The organism is Hoyosella altamirensis (assembly GCF_014191505.1).
In the GTDB taxonomy this organism is placed as follows: Bacteria; Actinomycetota; Actinomycetes; order Mycobacteriales; family Mycobacteriaceae; genus Hoyosella; species Hoyosella altamirensis.
On record NZ_JACHWS010000004.1, the window covers coordinates 16,435 to 36,013 of the forward strand.

The 19,579-nt window shown below is 62.2% G+C and carries 22 protein-coding genes and 1 riboswitch; of the genes, 7 read left to right on the top strand and 15 right to left on the bottom strand.

The window, feature by feature from the left end; genetic code table 11:
- Positions 1-53: 53 nt before the first annotated feature.
- Together FHU29_RS19230 and FHU29_RS19235 are read right to left on the bottom strand one after the other, a co-directional pair.
- Positions 54-833 (bottom strand): acetoin reductase, encoded by a 780-nt coding sequence (locus FHU29_RS19230; protein WP_064438505.1) that lies wholly within the window; start codon positions 831-833, stop codon positions 54-56.
- Positions 834-881: 48 nt separating this feature from the next.
- Entirely contained in the window at positions 882-1,397 is a 516-nt protein-coding gene (locus FHU29_RS19235) for an acyl-CoA thioesterase (RefSeq protein ID WP_064438504.1), read from the bottom strand.
- Between the two features lie 265 nt (positions 1,398-1,662).
- On the opposite strand from FHU29_RS19235, the gene lipA reads away from it, so the two are divergent.
- Together lipA and lpdA are read left to right on the top strand one after the other, a co-directional pair.
- Positions 1,663-2,607 (top strand): lipoyl synthase, encoded by a 945-nt coding sequence (gene lipA, locus FHU29_RS19240; protein ID WP_064438503.1) that lies wholly within the window; start codon positions 1,663-1,665, stop codon positions 2,605-2,607.
- The gene (gene lpdA, locus FHU29_RS19245; RefSeq protein WP_064438502.1) at positions 2,604-3,959 is read left to right on the top strand and encodes a dihydrolipoyl dehydrogenase; all 1,356 of its coding nucleotides are present in this window, start codon (positions 2,604-2,606) and stop codon (positions 3,957-3,959) included. Before lipA ends, lpdA begins: the two co-directional genes overlap by 4 nt.
- 44 nt (positions 3,960-4,003) lie before the next feature.
- Here lpdA and FHU29_RS19250 read toward each other — a convergent pair whose 3' ends face one another.
- The 12 genes from FHU29_RS19250 to FHU29_RS19305 all read right to left on the bottom strand — a co-directional run bounded on the left by FHU29_RS19250 (position 4,004) and on the right by FHU29_RS19305 (position 13,477).
- On the bottom strand, positions 4,004-4,255 hold the full coding sequence (locus tag FHU29_RS19250) for a hypothetical protein (protein WP_064438501.1): 252 nt from the start codon (positions 4,253-4,255) through the stop codon (positions 4,004-4,006).
- Between the two features lie 123 nt (positions 4,256-4,378).
- Positions 4,379-5,008, bottom strand: coding sequence for a (2Fe-2S) ferredoxin domain-containing protein (locus FHU29_RS19255; RefSeq protein WP_064438500.1), 630 nt, complete (start codon positions 5,006-5,008; stop codon positions 4,379-4,381).
- Positions 5,005-5,793: an ABC transporter ATP-binding protein gene (locus FHU29_RS19260; protein ID WP_064438499.1), complete on the bottom strand. Its 789-nt coding sequence runs from the start codon at positions 5,791-5,793 to the stop codon at positions 5,005-5,007. The genes FHU29_RS19255 and FHU29_RS19260 overlap by 4 nt, the downstream gene beginning before the upstream one ends.
- Complete coding sequence (locus FHU29_RS19265; RefSeq protein WP_064438498.1) at positions 5,790-6,842, bottom strand: FecCD family ABC transporter permease; 1,053 nt, start codon at positions 6,840-6,842, stop codon at positions 5,790-5,792. Before FHU29_RS19265 ends, FHU29_RS19260 begins: the two co-directional genes overlap by 4 nt.
- Positions 6,839-7,906: a FecCD family ABC transporter permease gene (locus FHU29_RS19270; RefSeq protein WP_064438497.1), complete on the bottom strand. Its 1,068-nt coding sequence runs from the start codon at positions 7,904-7,906 to the stop codon at positions 6,839-6,841. The genes FHU29_RS19265 and FHU29_RS19270 overlap by 4 nt, the downstream gene beginning before the upstream one ends.
- A gap of 2 nt (positions 7,907-7,908) precedes the next feature.
- Positions 7,909-8,952 (bottom strand): ABC transporter substrate-binding protein, encoded by a 1,044-nt coding sequence (locus FHU29_RS19275; RefSeq protein ID WP_064438496.1) that lies wholly within the window; start codon positions 8,950-8,952, stop codon positions 7,909-7,911.
- A gap of 29 nt (positions 8,953-8,981) precedes the next feature.
- Positions 8,982-9,185: riboswitch (cobalamin riboswitch) on the bottom strand.
- A gap of 11 nt (positions 9,186-9,196) precedes the next feature.
- Positions 9,197-10,138, bottom strand: a complete 942-nt coding sequence (gene ligD / locus FHU29_RS19280) for a non-homologous end-joining DNA ligase (protein ID WP_064438495.1) — start codon at positions 10,136-10,138, stop codon at positions 9,197-9,199.
- A gap of 26 nt (positions 10,139-10,164) precedes the next feature.
- The gene (locus tag FHU29_RS19285) at positions 10,165-10,617 is read right to left on the bottom strand and encodes a VOC family protein (RefSeq protein WP_183377623.1); all 453 of its coding nucleotides are present in this window, start codon (positions 10,615-10,617) and stop codon (positions 10,165-10,167) included.
- A 52-nt stretch (positions 10,618-10,669) separates the two neighbouring features.
- The gene (locus FHU29_RS19290) at positions 10,670-11,053 is read right to left on the bottom strand and encodes a helix-turn-helix domain-containing protein (RefSeq protein WP_064438494.1); all 384 of its coding nucleotides are present in this window, start codon (positions 11,051-11,053) and stop codon (positions 10,670-10,672) included.
- Between the two features lie 83 nt (positions 11,054-11,136).
- Positions 11,137-11,319, bottom strand: a complete 183-nt coding sequence (locus FHU29_RS19295; protein ID WP_013808995.1) for a hypothetical protein — start codon at positions 11,317-11,319, stop codon at positions 11,137-11,139.
- A gap of 54 nt (positions 11,320-11,373) precedes the next feature.
- A complete protein-coding gene (locus FHU29_RS19300) occupies positions 11,374-12,330 on the bottom strand; it encodes a threonine ammonia-lyase (protein ID WP_064438493.1) in 957 nt (318 codons plus the stop codon).
- Between the two features lie 124 nt (positions 12,331-12,454).
- Positions 12,455-13,477 carry a LacI family DNA-binding transcriptional regulator gene (locus FHU29_RS19305; protein WP_064438492.1) on the bottom strand — a complete coding sequence of 341 codons (1,023 nt, stop codon included), beginning with the start codon at positions 13,475-13,477 and terminating at the stop codon, positions 12,455-12,457.
- A 104-nt stretch (positions 13,478-13,581) separates the two neighbouring features.
- Here FHU29_RS19305 and FHU29_RS19310 point away from each other — a divergent pair, with 104 nt between their 5' ends.
- Genes FHU29_RS19310 through FHU29_RS19330 form a run of 5 tightly spaced genes read left to right on the top strand, consistent with a single transcriptional unit; the run spans position 13,582 to position 18,641 of the window.
- Complete coding sequence (locus tag FHU29_RS19310; RefSeq protein WP_064438491.1) at positions 13,582-14,772, top strand: phytanoyl-CoA dioxygenase family protein; 1,191 nt, start codon at positions 13,582-13,584, stop codon at positions 14,770-14,772.
- A 23-nt stretch (positions 14,773-14,795) separates the two neighbouring features.
- Entirely contained in the window at positions 14,796-15,773 is a 978-nt protein-coding gene (locus FHU29_RS19315) for a Gfo/Idh/MocA family oxidoreductase (RefSeq protein ID WP_064438490.1), read from the top strand.
- Positions 15,773-16,765 carry a Gfo/Idh/MocA family oxidoreductase gene (locus FHU29_RS19320; RefSeq protein WP_064438489.1) on the top strand — a complete coding sequence of 331 codons (993 nt, stop codon included), beginning with the start codon at positions 15,773-15,775 and terminating at the stop codon, positions 16,763-16,765. The genes FHU29_RS19315 and FHU29_RS19320 overlap by 1 nt, the downstream gene beginning before the upstream one ends.
- Entirely contained in the window at positions 16,765-17,796 is a 1,032-nt protein-coding gene (locus FHU29_RS19325) for a Gfo/Idh/MocA family protein (RefSeq protein WP_064438488.1), read from the top strand. Before FHU29_RS19320 ends, FHU29_RS19325 begins: the two co-directional genes overlap by 1 nt.
- Positions 17,796-18,641 (top strand): aldo/keto reductase, encoded by an 846-nt coding sequence (locus tag FHU29_RS19330; protein ID WP_083962079.1) that lies wholly within the window; start codon positions 17,796-17,798, stop codon positions 18,639-18,641. The genes FHU29_RS19325 and FHU29_RS19330 overlap by 1 nt, the downstream gene beginning before the upstream one ends.
- Positions 18,642-18,665: 24 nt before the next feature.
- Here FHU29_RS19330 and FHU29_RS19335 read toward each other — a convergent pair whose 3' ends face one another.
- On the bottom strand, positions 18,666-19,574 hold the full coding sequence (locus FHU29_RS19335) for an alpha/beta hydrolase (protein WP_232322839.1): 909 nt from the start codon (positions 19,572-19,574) through the stop codon (positions 18,666-18,668).
- Positions 19,575-19,579: the final 5 nt, after the last annotated feature.

The window sequence follows — 19,579 nt, forward strand, 5'->3', positions numbered from 1 at the left end:
CGTTTCTATGTGACCGGGGACACGCTGGGGAGGGTTGCGGGGAGTTGCAACGGTCAGCGGTATATGAGCCCGCCGTCGATCATGGGGCTCTGCCCGGTCATATAGTCGGAATCCGGCCCAGCCAGGTACGAAACGAAACCGGCCACGTCTTCGGGGGTTTGCGCTCGTCCCAGTGCGATACCTTCGACGAACTTTTCGTATGTCGCACCTTTTGGTGCTCCGGTGAGTTCGGCGAAGCGTTCGTCGATTTCTACCCACATGTCGGTGCCGACAACGCCGGGGCAGTAGGAGTTGACGGTGATGCCGTCTGACGCGTACTCCTTCGCGGCGCTTTGGGTAAGCGCGCGCACCGCGAATTTCGTGGCGCAGTAGACGCCGAGCATGGCGAATCCGTCGTGTCCCGCGATCGAAGAGGCGTTGATGATTTTGCCGGGCTGTTCGCGTTCCTGGAACTTTTTCGCCGCGGCCTGAATCCCCCACAGCACGCCTTCAAGGTTGACGCCGAGGATGGTGGACACTTCGTTTTCCGTTACCTCGGAAAGAGGCTGGACCTGAGCGATACCGGCGTTGTTGACCATGATGTCGAAGCCGCCCAGCGCGGACTCCGCGTGATCGACGGCGTCGTACACCTGCTGCCGGGAGCTGACGTCGGCCTGGAATGTCGTCGCTTTTCTGCCGCGTTCGCGGATTTCAGCGGCAACGGCCTCCATGTTCTGCTCATTGGTGTCGACAAGCGCGATATCGGCACCGTCATCGGCGAGCCTTAGCGCGATGGCGCGACCGATGCCGCGTCCACCTCCGGTCACGAGGGCGACTTTGCCAGTGATTGTCATCGGGACTCCTTCCAACCCCAGCGGTGTGCTGGAGTGAATGAGTCCGTTCTATGTGACCTGGGCTACATCTGACAGGGTTGCGAGGGGTTGCACCGCCCGGGCTGCGGTGTGCGCTGCGTCCGCTTTGCGGGCAGCGCGGCGGCGCTGAGCGGCCGCATACCGCTGACGTTCCAGGTCGGTTTGTGGTTCGAGCCGCGGGACGGACGCTGGTTTGCCGAAGTCATCGACGGCCACCATCGTGAAATACGAACTGTTGGTGTGCCGGACTTTCCCAGTGCGGATGTTCTGCGTTTCGACACGAATACCCACCTCCATTGAGGTGCGTCCCGTGTAGTTGATCGACGCTGAGAACGTGACGAGTTCCCCGACGTGAACGGGCTGCCGAAACACGACCTGATCGACAGAGAGCGTCACCACGTATGTTCCGGCGTAGCGGCTGGCGCATGCATACGCGACTTCGTCTAAGTGCTTCAGCATTGTTCCCCCGTGGACATTTCCACTGAAATTGGCTGAATCTGGGGTCATCAAGACAGTCATGTACAGCGTTCGCTGGCGGTCGCTCATTGCACTTTCCCTAACGTGGCAAGTTTCTGGTGAATGCGCGACGATGCGTTGTTTACGCGGGTGCAACCCGAATGAACCGGCGTGCACAGAGTATGTCTGGTGCGCTGCGGTTACCGGTGAGTATGTGGTGAATTGCACGCTCAGTCCGTGCGGTTCCGGTGCGGTACGCGTTGCGAAGGGTTGCAGCGCGCCCCCACCTGGGACAACTGGCAGGCGGTAGCCGCGGCACTTGTGAGTTAGGTGCGGCCCTTCTACCTTCGCCGCCATGCCAGTCGCACCAGAAGGACGGCGCCTCCTCAGACTTGAGGTGCGCAACTCTGAAACACCGATCGCACGGAAACCTCCGTGGATCCGGACCACGATGCGGATGGGTCCCGAATTCCGTGCGCTGCATGACCTTGTCGAGCGTGAAGGCCTGCACACTGTGTGCCAGGAAGCGGGCTGTCCCAACATCTTCGAATGCTGGGAGGATCGGGAAGCTACGTTCCTCATCGGTGGTGACCAGTGCACACGGCGCTGTGACTTCTGTCAGATCGATACCGGCAAGCCAGCGGAGTTCGATCGTGATGAGCCACGCCGGGTCGCTGAATCAATTGCGACGATGGGATTGCGGTACGCGACGGTCACGGGTGTGGCCCGCGATGATCTACCGGATGGGGGCGCGTGGCTCTATGCGGAAACAGTGCGCCAGGTCCGTGCGCGCAGTCCAGAAACTTCAGTTGAGCTGCTCATTCCGGACTTCAACGGCAGGCCCGAATTGCTGCGGGAAGTCTTCGATGCTGGGCCGCAGGTTCTCGCGCACAATCTTGAAACCGTACCGCGTTTGTTTCGGCGAATCCGTCCGGCATTCACCTATCAGCGCTCGCTTGACGTGATCACCTCTGCGGCGGATTCGGGACTCGTCACCAAGTCGAACCTGATACTCGGGCTAGGCGAGGAACGCCATGAGGTCGGGGCAGCACTGCGCGATTTGTATTCAGCCGGATGCCACCTGATCACCATTACTCAGTACTTGCGGCCCACATCGCGGCACCATCCGGTTGAGCGATGGGTCCCGCCAGACGAATTCACCGAACTCGCTGGCCTCGCCAGGGAAATCGGCTTCCTGGGTGTCATGTCGGGACCCCTTGTTCGTTCGTCCTACCGCGCGGGCCGACTGCATGCCCAGGCGCGCGACGCCCTATCTCAGCACAGAAGGAGACTCTCGTGACCAAAGATGTCGTCGTTCTCGGCGGGGGATCTGCCGGCTATGCGACCGCCTTACGGGCAGCCGCTCTCGGAATGCCCGTCATTCTTATTGAATCGGGCAAGCTCGGAGGGACGTGCTTGCACCGCGGGTGCATTCCGACGAAAGCCCTGCTCCATGCGGCTGAAACCGCAGACTCAGTTCGGGAAGCGTCCCGGTATGGCATTGAGGCATCGATGTCCGGCGTGAGTGTCGACGCTTTGCGCAGCTACCGTGAGGCCGTTGTCGGCCGCCTGCACAACGGCCTGCGCGGGCTGATCGATGCGAGCGGAATCACGGTCGTTTACGGCGAGGGACAGGTCACTGGCCCACGCGAAGTGACAGTGGACGGACTTGTGATTCAGGGTGACTATCTGGTGTTATGCACCGGATCGTCGCCCAAAGTGCCCGCAGGTATCCGGCTCAGCGATCGGGTCGTCACCAGTGACGGCGCTCTTGACCTCTCGTACCTTCCCGACGACGTCATTGTGTTCGGCGGTGGAGTAATCGGGTGCGAGTTCGCAAGCGCGTGGGCATCTCTTGGCGTTACCGTGACGGTAGTGGAAGCGCAGGACAAGCTGCTCCCCGGCGAGGACGAGTTCGCATCGAAACAGCTGGCCCGCGCGTTCCGGAAACGGGGGATCAAGACGAGGACCCGCACCGCGATCACGGAGGTGATCGAAGACGAGGACACGGTGCGGGTCACCCTCGAGTCCGGTGAACAACTCGAGGCGGAGATACTTCTTGTCGCGGTAGGCAGGGGGCCGAATACGCAAGGCTTTGCCGACGCAGGCATCGAACTCCAAAACGGGTTCGTCGCCACCGATGAGAGGCTGCGCGCCAGCGTCCCGGGGGTTTATGCCGCCGGTGACATCGTCGCCGGACCGCAACTCGCTCATCGTGGTTACCAGCACGGCATTTTCGTGGCTGAAGACATCGCGGAGTGCAAACCAGAGGTGATCGATGATCTGAAGATTCCGCGCGTGGCCTATTCGCGTCCGGAGGTCGCTTCGGTGGGCCTCTCAGAAGCGCAAGCGAGGGAGCGCTACGGGAACTCCGTGGAGACCGTCGTCTACGACCTTGCCGGTAATGGTAAAAGCCAGATTCTCGGCACAGCCGGTGGTGTGAAGGTCGTGGCAGTCGAGGGCGAAATCGCAGGCTTGCACCTCGTCGGTGACCGGGTGAGCGAGTTGATTGGCGAAGCGCAGGCGTTAGTGAGCCTCGGCGTTACCGCTAGTGCGGCGGCCAAGCTCATTCATGCGCACCCCACGCAGAGTGAAGCTCTCGGCGAGGCATTAATGGCGCTCGCCGGGAAACCATTCCACCTACATGTTTGATTACGGCCAGGGAATTGCTGGCCGCAATCAAACCGCGTTTTATGTCAGTGCCCCCAGCCGAAGCTGAGACCTGCGCTGCCACCGCCGCCTAGTGACCATTTGCCGACGTTGCCGCTGAGGTCTGCGCCGCCGCTCACCGACCCGCCGCCGCTTGAGCAGCAACTGAAGGACGTGCCTCCACCTGCGCTGCCTCCGAGGCCGAATGACCAGGCGCTTGCTGCTGCGGGGCTGATGACGAGCGCGACGGCTGCTGCCGCAGCGACGAGGCTAGCCCGTGACCGGGTTGTCAGTGTCATTGGTCGACTCCTTTGCCGAGGTATGGATAGTTCGCCCCGACCGGACCATGTGGTCTATCTTTAGATTAGCAAAATAGATGCGCCATTAATTTATTCACCGGCGGTAATTATTTATTTAGTGCGTCATAGATCGCTAATGGTTTCAGGGGTGAGATTCGGGTGCCACCGCCCTGTTGGATAGCTGATGGCGAGTGGCCCGAGGTTGCATGGTGTCAGGCAGCCAGTTGGCGTGACGAGCGCATCGGGAAATTCATCCTGCACAGCCCGGAACACACCACCCGCACCGTAGGCGGTGCAACGTGGGCCGCGGCAAATCAGGATATGCCGGTCGTGCTCCGGCATATCAGACCAGGCAGGGCTGCGGAACGCTCGCGGGCTCGCGGTGATCGCCCGCCCCGGTTGTGATGCCAAGTGCTCGACTGCGGCCGTGAGTCCGGAAGTGGAGTCAACACCATCAGTGATTGTGACGTCCAGTCGAGTCTCGCGGGTTTCGCGCCAGTTAGCGACCGACCGCGCGATCCACGTCTCGAGATAGCGATCACGGGGTACCGCGAGTGGAACAAGCGTGACGGCTAGTGACCGCGTCGCGGCCTCGTCGAGTCGAGAATGAATCGACGGCTCGCCCTGATCGAGCAGAGCATATTCTGCTCCGACCGTGTCTGCGAGGCGTTGCAAGGAGGCAAGGTCCACGCCGCTCGGGGTGGGGCGGGCAATGAGGACAGTGCAGCGTTTGCGTGACTCGTCTGTTTTCACCGAGCTGTCACCTTCCGTCCAGCCGGAATGACCAGCGGTGTCCCAGCGAGGGGATCGTTGATCACCGAACAGGGCAGCCCGAACACCTCCTCGACAACGTCGGTTCTGACCACCTCCGTGGGCGTCCCCTGGGCGACGACACGGCCGTCCTTCATCGCGACCAGATGATCGGCGTAGCGTGCAGCGAGATTCAGGTCGTGCAGCACCGCGATGATGGTGCGCGGCTTGAGATCGTGCAGCAGGTCGAGAACATCAATTTGATGAGCCAGATCCAGAAATGTTGTGGGCTCGTCGAGAAGCATCACGTCGGGCCCCTGCGCGAGGGCCAAAGCAATCCAGACGCGTTGTTTCTGGCCCCCGGAGAGTTCGTCGATGCACCGCTCCGCGAGTTCGGTCACGCTGGTTGCTTCCATTGCGCGCCGCACAGCGGTCTCGTCACGCTCGCTCCATTGCCGGAACCATCGCTGATGGGGATGGCGGCCGCGAGAAATCAGATCGCCGACGGTGATTCCATCGGGTGCAATCGGCTGCTGCGGCAGCATCCCAAGCCGCTGTGCGAGCGAACGAGCCGGTAAGTCGCCTATGTTCGTACCGTCGAGCAGCACTGCTCCCATCTGGGGTTTGAGCAGCCTCGCCAGCCCACGCAGCAGCGTTGATTTGCCGCAGCCGTTGGGGCCGACGATTACAGTGAGCTCGCCCGCGGGGAACGCAACGGTGACGTCGGTGACGGCGGTGTGACCGCCGTATCCGAGAGTGAGGCTTGTGGTCGCGAGGTGGGAAGTCATCCAGCATGTCCGATCCGGGTTGCGCGAGCAAGAAGGTACACGAGAACAGGCGCGCCGATGATGGCAGTGACGACACCGACAGGCAGCTCTGCGGGGAACATGAGCCGCGCGGCAAGGTCAGCGGTGACGACGAGGAGTGCGCCTGCCGCTGCTGCCGGGATGAGGCCCGGGCTGCGTTCTCTTAGAAGGCGGCGAACGATCTGGGGAGCCACGAGAGCGACGAACCCTATGGGCCCAGCGGCGGCAGTTGCCATCGCGGCGAGCGTCACGGCGACTATCACCAGCGCGACACGGTTGGAGCCGCGACGGCCCGACAGCGTGTGAGCCAGTTCGTCGCCGAGTTCGAGCAGGCGCAGGAATCTCGCGAGATACGTGAGCGCGGGCGTCAAAGCCGCTAACGTCACGCCGATGATGACGGCGTGCGTCCACGCGCGGTTAGCGAGGCTGCCGGTGAGCCACATGGCGGCGGTATGCGCCTGATAAATGTTCGCGCGAGTCAGAATCAGCGAAATGACCGATGAGAGCATTGCGCTCACACCGATACCCACCAGGACGAGGCGATATCCGGTCAGGCCGTTTTTGTTCGCGACAGCGAGGATCAGCGTCATCGCGAGGACGGCCCCGCCGAGTGCGCCGGCCACTATGTGGATTCCGGACCCGCCGATGACGGTGATGACCACGAGCGCACCGAACGCCGCGCCCGCGTTGATTCCGATGACGTCCGGGCTGACGAGCGGATTCGAGGCGATCCGCTGCAGTATTGCTCCGGACAGCGCGAACGCAGCCCCCGTTAGGAGGGCAACAGTTACTCGCGGCAGGCGGTCGTTGAGCAGCACGTCTGTCTCGATGAGGGTGCCGCCGCCGGTCATAACGCGAATGATGTCGGCGACGCCCATCTCGTAGTGCCCGAGCGTCAGCGACCAGACGGCGATGGCCGCGGCCGCGACGGCCAGCACACAGGTGATCAGAATTGAGCGCTGGTGCAGGCGGAACGTCATCCGCCGGTCCGGTGAACTAAGCAGCACAGTGCCCGCTGGCAGAACTGTCATAGCTTCGCCACCTTCCGGTTGCGGACGAGATACAGGAAGAAAGGCGCGCCCGCGAGTGCTGTCACGATGCCCACCTGGATTTCCTGCGGCTGCACCGCGATACGTCCCAGGATGTCCGCAATCAGGAGCACTGTGGGCGCGAGAACAGCGCACCAGACAAGCAGCCAGCGGTAGTCGGGACCGCCGATTGCGCGCGCTATATGGGGCACGACGAGTCCGATGAATCCGATGGGCCCCGCGATGGCGGTGGCGGCACCTGCGAGAAGGACAACACTCAGCGCGCCAGATATGCGGATGAGGATGAGTCTGGCTCCGAGCGTGCGGGCCATGTCATCCCCCAGCGCAATAGAGTTCAGCGCGCGCGAAACAGCGAACGCCAGCACCGCGCCAACCAGCATGAATGGCACCACAGTGGACAGAGACCCCAGGTCGGCTCGGGTAAGGGAACCGACTACCCAGAATCGGAAGTCGTCGAATGTGCTGCGGTCGAGCAGACTGATCGCGGTGGTCATGGACCCGACTAGTGCGGCGAAAGCAGCGCCAGCGAGAGCCAGTTTGACGGGGGTTGCCCCGCCGTACCCGAGTGAACCCAGGACATATACGAATACAGCCGCAACTGCGGCCCCAATGAACGCGAACCAGATGTACCCGCTCAGCGCCGTCACACCTAGGGCGCTCATCGCGATCACCACCGCGAACGCGGCACCCGCATTGATGCCCAGAATCCCTGGTCCCGCGAGTGGGTTGCGGGTCAGCCCCTGCATCACCGCTCCAGCGAGCCCGAGCGCGATTCCAGCGAACAGTCCCGCGAGCGTGCGCGGCAGCCGGATGTGATGGACCACCAGGTCCGTGTCAGCGCCCTGGTAGTCGGTGAACGCCTGCACAGCCTGGTCCAGACTCAGTGGGTGATTCCCAACGAGAATCGACGCTGCACACGTCGTGACGAGGAGCAACGCGGCGAAGAGGAGACCCGCCCCGCGCGTCACACCGCGCCGGGCGAGTCCGGTTGCCGGTGCTGCGGCATCGCGAGTGGTGCGCTGCGGCGAATGAGCCACACCGACCATCGCTACCCCCCGAACAGATCAGGATGGATGAGTTCCGCGACGAGTTCCGTCGAATGGGCGGCACGGACGCTCGCGGCGCGATCAGCGAAAAGGAACGCGTAGACAGTTCCGTTCTGCACCGCGGTGAGGTTCGCGAGCGCCGGTGACGTGACAATCTTCTCGACATCGGGGAGGGCATCGTCTCGGGTGTATGAGGCGTCGCAGCACGTGCTGGTGAGGATGACGTCCGGGTTTCGCTGGATGAGTTCTTCAGCGCCGATCTGTATGTTACGCCGTTCCGTGAGATCCGAGAAGGCGTTCACCCCGCCGGCAGCGTCAATGATCTGGGTGATGAAGTCGGTGCCACTCGCGATGCTGAACGTCCCGTCAGCCCGCGGACTCACCACTGCGACAGACGGCCGTTCGGCGCCCGCCACAGCGTCGCCCACGGCAGCGATACGTGACTCGAGGCTGGCGATAACTGCTTCAGCCCGCTCCTCCACACCCCAGAGAGCGCCCAAGTCACGCAGATCCGCGTATACATTGTCGAAACGCACTGTTGCGGGGTCGATTGCCTCGTCGGCGAGCCCGTCAGAGCTCGGGCAGAGGGGGCTGAGAATCCACGTGCCGACGCCGAGGTTATGCAAGCTTGCTCGCGTGCCGACGCTGCTCTGTGAGGACTCAGCGAAGACACCGTTGAAGCCGGAGAAGACGAAGTCGGGGTTCTGTGCAAGGAGTTCGTCCCGGCTCGGCAGGCTTTCCACGTAGGCTGCATCCGCTTGCGCGTTTTCGTATTCCGGCAGGACTTGTGAATCGAGGAACGCCGTGCCGATCAACCGGTCGCTGACACCCAGCGCATGCGCGACTTCGATTGCTGGCTGATAGGCCGCGTAGATCCGCTGCGGTGGTTCGTCGGCGGTGATGTCGATGCCGCAGTTGCCGCGAGTGGTGCCCTCGCCGACATGGGCGACGGTTTCGGGTTCGGTGTTGCTGCAGCTTGCGAGTGCTAATGCAGCGGTAGTGAGAAGCGCACCGGTGCGCAGGTACGCCAAAGCAGAGATGGTCACAGTGACCGCCTTCCAGGTCCTCGTGGAATCGGATAACGCTGGCCGTGGCCGGTCTCCTGGCTGACGGGAATTGCCGCGAGGGTTCTGCCTTCCCGAAACGTTGCCGTTTCAGTGACTCCACGCCTAGATAGAAACCTGAAAGGCGCAGAACGAACCTTCACTCCCGATCACAGTGGCGAGGGCCGCACCGGTTTCACACCGATTTCCCGAGCACCACGGCAGATATGACAGTAGCAGTGAACCGTTATTGGTCTAAGCCGTCCCGGTCGGCCCACTCAAGCAGCGGCTGCAGATCGAAAACCGCGTCGTCGATGCCCTCATGGAGGTCGCCGAACTTGGCGAAACGGTCTGGCATGGATGCGATGGTGAAGTCATTGGGTTCGGCATCGGGTATTTCATCCCATTTCAGGGGAGCCGAAACCGTGCCGCGCGGGTTACCGCGCACGGAGTACGCCGCGGCGATCGTGTGGTCGCGTGCGTTCTGGTTGTAGTCCACAAAGAGGTCACTCGGTGACCGGTCCCGGCGCCACCAGGCGGTGGTGACGTCGTCGGGCAGGCGGCGCTCGACTTCGTGTGCGAACGCGAGCGCCGCGCGTCGCACTTCAGCGAAGCCATGCTCCGGTTTGATGCGGACATAAATGTGAAGCCCGTGGCCGCCAGACGTTTTCGGCCATCCGACGGCCCCAAGCTCCTCAAGGATTTCGTGGCTGACCTCGGCTGCCCGCCGTACTTTCGAGAATGGACACTTGGGCATCGGATCAAGGTCGATACGCCATTCATCCGGCTTCTCAGTGTCCGCGCGGCGCGAGTTCCAGGGATGAAACTCCACGGTTGACATCTGGACGGCCCAGATGACGCTGCCGAGTTCCGTGACACACAGTTCATCCGCGGTCCGGTTGTATCTCGGAAAGTGCAGCCGCACCGTTTCCACCCACGGCGGCGCTCCGCGGGGGAGGCGTTTCTGATGGACTTTCTGACCGTCGACTCCGTCCGGGAAGCGGTGCAGCATGCACGGACGCTCGCGAAGTGCCCTGACGATGCCATCTCCGACGGACATGTAGTACTTCGCGAGGTCGAGTTTTGTTTCGCCGCGCTGTGAGAAGTACACGCGGTCGGGACTCGATAGTTTGATGACGCGGTCGCCGACTTCGAGTTCCACCGGCGCTGCCGAATTGGCCTTGGCCATACTCGGAGGGTAGCCGGTGGCGCTCGTCAGAACTTGGGATTGGTGGGGACTGTGACGGGCTCTAAGGCGCGTTGCGTAATGCGGATATGGTTGCCGAAGGGATCTCGGAGGGAGCAGTCGGTGCCATAAAACCGCTCGACCGGTTCCTGCGTGAATTCGACACCTTTCTTCTCGAGTTCGTCGAAGGTCTTCTGACAATCGTCTGTGCCGAAGATGACGGTGCCCAGGGCGCCTTTTGTGAGGAGTTCACGTACGAGTTCCGCCGTAGCCTCGTCGTGGTTGGGAGGGCCAGGCTTCATGAGAAGGATTTCGTGGCGTGCATCGCCGGGGACGGCGACGGTCAGCCAGCGCATGAAACCCATGTCCGCGTCGGTCTGAACCTCCAAGCCGAGCTTGCCGACGTAAAAGTCGAGTGCTTCATCTTGGTCGAGGACGAAAAGCTGCGAATGGGTTGTTCCAGTTACCAATTGATCTGCCATGCCCGTAACACTACGGAGCAGGCTGAAGCGCACGCTTCTCCAAAACTGCTCACTATTGGGGGGCGGGCTTCACTTCAGTGCTGGGGCGGTACCAGTTCATGACGAAGCACGTAGGTACCGGGGGGAGCCCTGCGGTGTGACGTCGATACTCGGTGGGTGATTCACCCATGATCGCGCGAAATGTTCTGCTGAACGTGCCGAGACTGGAAAAACCGACGGCGAAGCAGATGTCCGTAACGCTCTGGCGGGTTTCGCGGAGCAGGAACATCGACCGTTCAATTCGGCGGCGCTGCAAGTACCGGTGAGGTGTTTCGCCGAAGGTGTCTTTGAATGTGCGGATGAAGTGTGCGTCCGACACGTGTGCTGCGCGGGCGAGCGCTGGGATGTCGAGGTCATCGGCGTAGGCGCGGTCGATCATGTCGCGCGCCCTCAGCATGCGACGATTCGACTCCTCAACCGCTCGTCCCACGCAGACGACGGTACTACGCGCTGGGGTTCTAGGTGCGTCGGTTCTGTGCGCTACGTGCTCTCGGTTTCATCGAGCATTTCCCAGTCCCCTTGGTCAGTTTGCACTTCGAGACGATAGGCGTCGGCACCGTTGGGCAGGTTGTTTCGGAACCATTCGACGGCCTCTGTCGCGTCGTGCAGTTTGGTGCTTTCGACGACTTCCTTGGACGAGTTAATGATCCGGTATTCAGCCATGGGGGAGCGGTACCCGCAGTGCTTCCCTGTTAAACCCGGGCCGCACCCGCTGGCTCAGCCCATCCGGGCCTGGGCCAACTTCACCAAGTCGGCATTTCCGCCTGACACGACGAGGACGACGGTGCAGCCGGCTGGCAATGAGACAGCTCCGGTCCGCAACGCTGCCAGCCCCACCGCCGCGGCTGGCTCCACGATCAGCTTCGCCGAATCCGCGAGGTCAGCCCACGCTTCACCTATCGCATTTTCACTTACCACTGCCATTTCGTCGACGTAGGCGAGCGCGTTCTCTAGGGTGTGGTTCCCGGCCCGCGGCGCCGCAAGGCCGTCGGCGATGGTGCGCTCGGCACGGGGCAGTTCGCGCACTTCACCGTGCGTCATCGCAAGGGACAGCGCGTTGGAGATTTCCGGCTCCACACCGATAACGCGCATCGACGGGGCTAGTGCCGTCACGGCCGCCCCAATCCCGCTGATTAGACCACCTCCACCGACTGGCACGATCACCGCGGCCGCTTCGGGAGCGTCTTCGGCGATTTCCAGCCCGACTGTGCCTTGACCAGCGATGACTTCGGGCAGGTTGAACGGCAGCAGCGGGGGATACCCATAGCGCGAGGCCAGTTCTTCAGTGGTGCCCAACAGGTCGTCAGTCGGCACGATTTCCCCACCGTAGCGCCGCACGTTGATGACTTTGGATTCGACCGCGTCGTGTGGCATTGCGATGATCGCTTTCACACCGAGCCGCTGACCCGCGAAGGCAACTGCAGCGGCATGGTTCCCTGCGGAAAAGCCGACGACCCCCTCGGGGAGTGTGCCGTTCTCCTTCCACGTGAGCAGGGTGTTGAGGGCTCCTCGCACCTTGAAGCTACCGGTGTTTTGCAGGCTCTCCGGTTTGATGAGAACCCGCAGACCAAGTTCGTCGGACAGGCGCGCACAGGGGAGGAGCGGTGTTCTGATAACGTCGCTGGCGATCCGGGTCGCGGCACCTCGCACGTCATCGACGGTGACCAGTGTCATGGGGCGAGCGTAGCCCAACGGTCCCGGCGGCAGGCTCACAAGCAACGGGACAAAATCCGCCGAAACGACTTGTGAGTCTGTCCTGTTCCCCATGAGGCTACGGGGTCTCAGGGCAACGAGGGCCTTAGCGCATCGTGAACGGTACGTTATGCGGGGTCACCACGTGGACAGGTGAGGGCGCACTGATGATCGGCCCTGGCAGAGCCCGGTGCGATTGCAGAATGATGCGGCAAGCGCGGCGTACGTCCTCCCGGATATCGTGGTGCAGCACCGCGGAGATCTCTCCACGATGCAGGAGTGTACGAGTTTCCTCGTTGATGTCGTGCGTGATGTATGCGCGGTAACGAGTGCCGCTGTCCTTGAATGCCCGGATCACAGCCTCATGCCCCATCGAATACATTGCGTACACGCCCCGGATGCCAGGCTCGCGTTCGAGAAGTTCTCGCACATCCCGGTAGAGACGCTCGGGGGAGCGTCCGGGGTCGAGCACATCGCACTGCTGGCGCTGGGGATCGGTGGCGCGGAGGAGCGAGCGGAAGCCCATTTCTCGTTCGTCGTCACCACGAAACAAACCGCTGCCACGTACGGCGAGCACATCCCCGGGCCGATCGTCGAGCCACTGAGTCATCAAGTAAGCGGCCGTCGCGCCAGCCGCTCGGTTGTCGAGCCCCACGTACGCGACGCGCTTACTCGCTGGCAGGTCGGTAACCAGCGTGACCACCGGTGCGCCAACTGTATCGATCGCTTCTGCGACCACAGGTGAGTCCGGTGCTTTGAGAATCAGTCCGTGAGTTTTCCGCCGGCTGATCTTCGCGAGCAGCGCACTCATCTCCACGGGTGAGGCGTCTTCCGTGAAGTGGAAGCGCGCACGAATGATGGCGGGCAGCAGCGACGGGAGCTCTGATTCCAGGGCGGACCGCACCATCTCCGCGAACTGTGGCGGTGAATCGACCACCACGTCGACTAGAAACGTCCGCCCACCGAGACGCAGCTGAGCGCGCTGGCGCTCAAGGTCAGCGATTGCGATCCGTACCTGTTCGGCGGTGCTTTCCCGTACGTTCCCGCGATCGTTGAGAACACGCTCAACCGTCGATTCGCTCAAGCCTGATTGCTCGGCGATCTCCCGAATGCGGAAGGGATGCCTCATATGGGTTTCCTGACAGGTTTTTGACGGGTTTCACCCGTTGAATGACGGGTTGTGCCACTCAAGAATAGAACTTAACCGGCTGTTGCTGTGATTGGAGAAAAACCATGAGCCTTGCTCTGCCCGAACCCGCTGTCACTGTCCGGACCGGATGGCTGACAAGAGCCGATTGTTCACTCGACGAGTTCCGTGACTGTGTCGAACAGGCCACCACACCCGCGGACTACCCGCTCGCCGACAGCATCGAGCGCAACGTGCCGATTTACAGCACCACGATGCGCGCAGCGCTGGCTGAGGGGCGGACGAGGGAAGTCCAGACGGAACTCGCCCACGCACTGCTTGAAGGCCCAGGCATCGCTGTCTTCGAAAAGGCATGGCAGGACACGACGGTCATCGACCGAGCAACCGACGCATACAACCAACTGCTCGCTGAGCAGCGCGCGGCGGGCATCAAACAGGGGGATCATTTCGCTGCGCCAGGGGCTAACGAACGACTCTGGGGCGCACTCGAGAAGCTTGCTGTGCGCTTCCCTGATGTATTTGCTGACTACTTCGCGAACGACATCATCCCGCTCGTCGCGACCGCGTGGCTAGGTCCGAACTATCAGATCATCGCTGACCTCAACGTCGTGAATCCCGGTGGTAAGGCACAGTCACCGCATCGCGACTACCACCTCGGTTTCATGGAACAAGACCTCGCTGCTCACTTCCCCGCCCACGTACACCAGTTGTCGCCGTTCATGACGCTGCAGGGAGCGGTCGCGCACTGCGACATGCCCGTCGAGACCGGACCAACGATGTACCTGCCATATTCGCAGCGCTACGTTCCCGGCTATCTCGCTGCGGAACTACCGGAATTCCGCGAGTACTTCGACGAGCACTATGTCCAGCTTCCTCTGACGAAGGGCGACGCCGTTTTCTTCAACCCAGCACTCTTTCACGGTGCCGGGTCCAATCACTCAACTGACGTCAGGCGCATGGCGAACCTCCTGCAGATCTCGTCAGCGTTCGGGCGTGCGCTGGGTTCAGTCGACCGGACGCGGATCAGCTCTGCTCTGTACCCGACGCTGCTGAAGCGACGTCAGGAACGAGTCCCTGACACGGCCCTGCACAACGTCATCGCCGCGTCGGCTGAGGGGTACCCATTCCCGACCAGCCTCGATCGTGATCAACCGGTCGGATCGCTCAACCCTGAATCCCAGGCTGAACTGGTGTGGCGCGCACTGAGGGAGAAGTGGCCGCAGCCGCAATTCGAGGACGCGCTGAGAGCACAGGCCGCGCGCAAGCTCACGCACTAAACGACATGGGAGAAGTACGAGACATGGGAATCAGGGTAGGAGTGATCGGCCTCGGAAACATGGGCGCCGACCACACCCGCACGCTGCATCGATTCGTGTCCGGCGCCACTGTGACGCGGGTTGCTGATATCAACGCCGAACGTGCGGCGGAGATCGCAGCGGAGATACCGACGGCGAGCATCGCGCCAGACGGCCAAACACTGATCGAAGATCCGGATGTGGACGCGGTCGTGATCGCCTCGCACGATGCGACGCACGCACCGCTCACTCTTGCCTGTCTAGAAGCCAGCAAACCGGTCCTCTGCGAGAAACCGCTTGCACCAACCCTTGAAAGCGCTGCTGAGGTCGTTGCGCACGAGAACGGGCGTGGCCTGATCTCACTGGGGTTCATGCGCCGCTTCGATCCCGGCTACGTCGAGTTGAAGGCAGGAATCGAGAATCCGCTGGTCGTCCATACCCGAAGCCGTGGCGTGCGCTCAGGTCCGGGAGCTGATTCCGCCACGTCCATCACCGGTTCCGCGATCCACGACTTCGACACCATCGCGTGGCTGCTCGACTCCCCGATCACTGAGGTCAGCTGGCATGCGGGCAAGCAATCGTCACATGTCAATGGGCTGAACGATCCCCAGTTGATGCTGGTCCGGACAGAGGACGGGGTCCTCAGCACCGTCGAGACCTATCTCAACGCACGCTTCGGATACGACATTCGCTGCGAGGTAGTGTGCGAGACCCATGTCGTCCGTCTTGCCGAACCAGTCCGGACGGTCGTCGATGCTGCGAGGCAGCAGAGCACTCGCTACGCGCCGGACTGGCGTCCTCGCTTCGCCGACGCATACCGGCTTCAGTTGCAAGCATGGGTTGATGCGGTGGCTGCAGGGGAACCATCGCCACTCGCCAATGCACACGATGGGCTGGTTGCGAGCGCGGTGGCAGATGCGGCTGTCGCGTCGATGCAATCCGGGGGAGACTTCGTTCACGTCGAAACGTTGAGGAGCATGTGATGCCGGTACGAATCGGAGTCATCGGGCTAGGGGTCATGGGAGCCGACCACGTGCGAACCCTCCACGGAATGGTCGCCAACGCTGTGGTCACTCGAGTGACCGACATCAACGCTGAGCGTTCCGCTCAGCTCGGCGCTGAGATTGAGTCGGCGACGGTCTCATCTGATGGCATGGAGCTCATCAACGACAGAGACGTCGATGCCGTCATCATTGCCTCCCACGATTCGACGCACGCGGAACTCGCAACCGCATGTGTTAAGGCGGGGAAGCCGGTGCTGTGTGAAAAGCCGTTGGCGCCGACGTCCGACGAAGCCGCCGGGGTCGTTGCGGCCGAGAACGGCGCCGGACTGATTTCGCTTGGCTTCAATCGGCGGTTTGATCCCGCCTTCGCCGAGCTCCGATCTGTGGCGCAGTCGGGTGATCTCGGTGCGCCGCTGCTCGTACACTTCAGCCACCGCAACGTTGAATCGTATCCAGGTGCAGATTCAGCGTTCTCGATCACTGGCTCTGCCATCCATGAGTTCGACACTGTGCCATGGCTTCTCGGGTCGCCCATCGTGGAGGTGAGCTGGCACGCGCCGAAGCGTTCCGGCCGGGTACCCGAGAAGCTGCAAGATCCGCAGCTCATGCTGCTCCGCACCGCTGACGGAGTGCTCACGACAGCAGAAACATTCATCAACGCGGCATTCGGTTACGACGTTCGCTGTGAGGTCGTTTGCGAGACGGGCGCGGTGCAAGTGACGAAGCCAGACCACACGACCGTCGACGTGTCTGGCCGTCGCGGCACCAGATACCCGAGCGACTGGCGGCCACGCTTCGCGGATTCCTACCGTCGCGAACTGCAAGCGTGGGTCGGCGCCATCATGAGCGGTAGCCCCACGCCACTGGCGACCGCCCGCGATGGACTCGCCGCTAGCGCCGTCGCGGAAGCTGTTGTCACGTCCATGAATAGCGGCGGAAAGACCGTCACAGTCACAATTCCGGAGATCTGATGTTCCCTTCGTCCCTCCCCGCGCCGCGGACCCCTGATTCACGGGAAGCGCCCCCACTAAAATGGGGCATTGTCGGTACCGGCTGGATCGCTGAGCGATTCGTTGATGCGCTGCACAAACACAGCAGCCAGCAGGTCGTTGCTGTGGGATCGCGTACCCGGGGAAGCGCGGCGAAGTTCGCGGAAAATTTCGGGATCGAGCGCGCGCACGGGTCGTACGACGAACTCGTTGGTGACCCCAACGTCGACGTCGTGTATGTCGCGACGCCGCACAACCACCACCACGCCTGCGCGACTCTCGCCCTGACGGTCGGCAAGCACACGCTGATCGAGAAGCCGATTGCACTGAACGCACGGCAGGCCAGGGACATTGCGGAGCTCGCAGGTGCGCAGGGTGTGTTCTGTATGGAGGCGTTGTGGACGTTTTTCCTGCCGAAATTCGACGTGATCCGCCAGGTACTCGCTGACGGTGTGCTCGGCGAAATCCGCTCTGTCGACATCGATTACGGCGAGCACTTCGAGCCGGATCACCGGATTTTCAGGCAGGACCTAGCGGGTGGACCGCTGCTCGATCTCGGCACATATCCAGTCGCGCTTACGACGTCAGTCCTCGGAGCGCCGCTGAAGGTGAAAGCATCTGGAACACCCGCGCCCACCGGAGTGAATGGGCAGATTGCCGCTGTCTTCGAAGGCCAGAACGAGACGCTCGCGTCTCTGCACACGACGCTCTTCGCGTTCACGCCAAGCACAGCTGTGATCACCGGCACTCAAGGTGTGCTCACGATCGACGGTCCCTTCATGCTCCCGGGCAACTTTTCGCTAACCGCACCAGACGGTCGCCGCCTCGAGTACAGCGAGCCAGCAATTGGGCACGAAGGCTTGCACTTCCAGGCTTCAGCGGTGGCGCGCGGCATCGCTGAAGGCAAAACGGAAAGCGATGTGCGTCCGCTTTCCGATTCCATCACCACCATGGCGGCGCTAGATGCGATCCGCTCCGAACTCGGCATTGTGTTCAACGAAGAGGTGCCCTAATGGCGGTCCCACAGATAGCGCTGATGAACGGCACACGCGAGCCGATGACGATCCCGCAGCTGGGGCTTGGTACGGCGCGCATGAGCGACGAGGACACGCAGCAGCTCGTGCGTGTTGCTTTTGACGTGGGATACCGCTCGATCGACACCGCTGCGAGCTACGAAAACGAAGTCGGCGTGGGCAGGGGCTTCAGGGACTCGGGTCTTGCGCGCGAGCAGGCGTTCATTTCAACCAAACTGCGTGGCAGTGAACAGGGATTCGATTCCGCGAAAAAAGCTCTCGATGCGAGCCTGGACCGCCTCGGTGTCGACTACGTCGACCTGTATCTCATTCACTGGCCGCTGCCACGGCTGGGCAAGTACATCGAATCGTGGAACGCCATGGAAGAGCTTCTGGCGGAGGGCAAGACGCGCGCAATCGGGGTGTCGAACTTCATGGCCGAACACCTCGAACGGCTGGCACAGAATTCGTCAACGGTGCCAGCGGTAAATCAGATCGAACTGCATCCCCGGGAGCCACAGCGCCTTCAGCGCGCTGACGATGCGGCTCGCGGCATCGTGACCGAGGCGTGGTCGCCGCTAGGGAATGCGGGGGACCTGCTGCAAGAGCCCGCGCTGCGGAAGATCGCAGAGAAGTACCAAAAGTCACCGGTCCAGGTGGTTCTGCGCTGGCACATGCAACAGGGAATAGTGACCTTCCCGAAAGCGTCGACACGGGCGCGCCTAGAGCAGAATCTAGAGGTCTTCGATTTCGAGCTTGGCCCAGACGACCTCGCCGCAATCTCGTCGCTGGAAAATGGCTGGCGGGTCAACGGCCAGGACCCGCGCCACTATGAGGAGTTCTGAATTCTAGCCTCGTTGACTACACCGCTATCGCTGTATAGCTTCCCAAATGAACCGGCCGACCTCGCCGACTGCGGCTGTGGATTCGGCAACCAGTCCGGCGTGCAGGTGCACCACGTGCCATAGACCGTCGAAAACCCGATACTCGACAGGTACCCCGGCTGCACGCGCGTGCTCAGCGAGCCGTTCCGAGTCGTTGAACAGAATCTCGTCGCTACCGACATGGATCAGCAGCGCGGGCAATCCACTTATGTCTGCAGTGAGCGGATCGAGTTCGCTGGTGATTGCGCCCGCGATGTCCTTGCTGCCGACATACAGTTCCGCACATTTACGCAGCCACGAAACCTGCAGCATCGGGTCGGTCCGGTCGGCAAGCTGGTCGAGCGTCAGATCAAGCCAGGGAGACAGCAGCACCGCACCTGCGGGGAGTGGTATTCCCGCGTCGCGAATGCGAAGCAGCGCCGCCATCGTGAGTCCGCCGCCTGCGGAATCACCCGCAATCACAATTGTGCCGGGGTGCGCGCCGTCTTCGAGGAGAGCCTGGTACGCGGCCACGACGTCACCGACAGCGCCTGGATATGTCGTCTCGGGCGCCAGGCGGTAGTCGAGGGAGTAGACCGTCGCGCCCGCAGCCTTCGCCAGGTGGGCAGCGAGTGGCCGGTGCGTCGCCGGCGAGCCGACGGTGTAGCCGCCACCGTGTAAATAGAGCACTGACCCAGCGGCATCGATACCGCGGATGCTGATACGGTCTGCTGGCCGTGTGCCGAGCGTGACCTTCTCCACCACAGTGTTCCGTGGCAGCAACGACGCACCACCTACTGCAGCAATCAGTCTGCGCTGCACCGGCACCGGAATTGCTGGATTCAGCACCGGACGCAGGAGAAGCTGAACTCCGAGTCGCATGGCGCGAGGGCTCAGACGGTCTGTAATTTTCACGGTAG

What these genes read in the sequence shown, in the direction of transcription:
- FHU29_RS19310 (WP_064438491.1), top strand. Translation starts at nt 13,582, where the DNA reads ATGAGCCTTGCTCTGCCCGAACCCGCTGTCACTGTCCGGACCGGATGG.
- FHU29_RS19290 (WP_064438494.1), bottom strand. Translation starts at nt 11,053, where the DNA reads ATGCTGAGGGCGCGCGACATGATCGACCGCGCCTACGCCGATGACCTC.
- FHU29_RS19230 (WP_064438505.1), bottom strand. Translation starts at nt 833, where the DNA reads ATGACAATCACTGGCAAAGTCGCCCTCGTGACCGGAGGTGGACGCGGC.
- FHU29_RS19250 (WP_064438501.1), bottom strand. Translation starts at nt 4,255, where the DNA reads ATGACACTGACAACCCGGTCACGGGCTAGCCTCGTCGCTGCGGCAGCA.
- FHU29_RS19265 (WP_064438498.1), bottom strand. Translation starts at nt 6,842, where the DNA reads ATGACAGTTCTGCCAGCGGGCACTGTGCTGCTTAGTTCACCGGACCGG.
- FHU29_RS19270 (WP_064438497.1), bottom strand. Translation starts at nt 7,906, where the DNA reads ATGGTCGGTGTGGCTCATTCGCCGCAGCGCACCACTCGCGATGCCGCA.
- FHU29_RS19320 (WP_064438489.1), top strand. Translation starts at nt 15,773, where the DNA reads ATGCCGGTACGAATCGGAGTCATCGGGCTAGGGGTCATGGGAGCCGAC.
- FHU29_RS19235 (WP_064438504.1), bottom strand. Translation starts at nt 1,397, where the DNA reads ATGAGCGACCGCCAGCGAACGCTGTACATGACTGTCTTGATGACCCCA.
- FHU29_RS19325 (WP_064438488.1), top strand. Translation starts at nt 16,765, where the DNA reads ATGTTCCCTTCGTCCCTCCCCGCGCCGCGGACCCCTGATTCACGGGAA.
- lipA (WP_064438503.1), top strand. Translation starts at nt 1,663, where the DNA reads ATGCCAGTCGCACCAGAAGGACGGCGCCTCCTCAGACTTGAGGTGCGC.
- ligD (WP_064438495.1), bottom strand. Translation starts at nt 10,138, where the DNA reads ATGGCCAAGGCCAATTCGGCAGCGCCGGTGGAACTCGAAGTCGGCGAC.
- FHU29_RS19260 (WP_064438499.1), bottom strand. Translation starts at nt 5,793, where the DNA reads ATGACTTCCCACCTCGCGACCACAAGCCTCACTCTCGGATACGGCGGT.
- FHU29_RS19315 (WP_064438490.1), top strand. Translation starts at nt 14,796, where the DNA reads ATGGGAATCAGGGTAGGAGTGATCGGCCTCGGAAACATGGGCGCCGAC.
- FHU29_RS19330 (WP_083962079.1), top strand. Translation starts at nt 17,796, where the DNA reads ATGGCGGTCCCACAGATAGCGCTGATGAACGGCACACGCGAGCCGATG.
- FHU29_RS19295 (WP_013808995.1), bottom strand. Translation starts at nt 11,319, where the DNA reads ATGGCTGAATACCGGATCATTAACTCGTCCAAGGAAGTCGTCGAAAGC.
- FHU29_RS19285 (WP_183377623.1), bottom strand. Translation starts at nt 10,617, where the DNA reads ATGGCAGATCAATTGGTAACTGGAACAACCCATTCGCAGCTTTTCGTC.
- FHU29_RS19300 (WP_064438493.1), bottom strand. Translation starts at nt 12,330, where the DNA reads ATGACACTGGTCACCGTCGATGACGTGCGAGGTGCCGCGACCCGGATC.
- FHU29_RS19305 (WP_064438492.1), bottom strand. Translation starts at nt 13,477, where the DNA reads ATGAGGCATCCCTTCCGCATTCGGGAGATCGCCGAGCAATCAGGCTTG.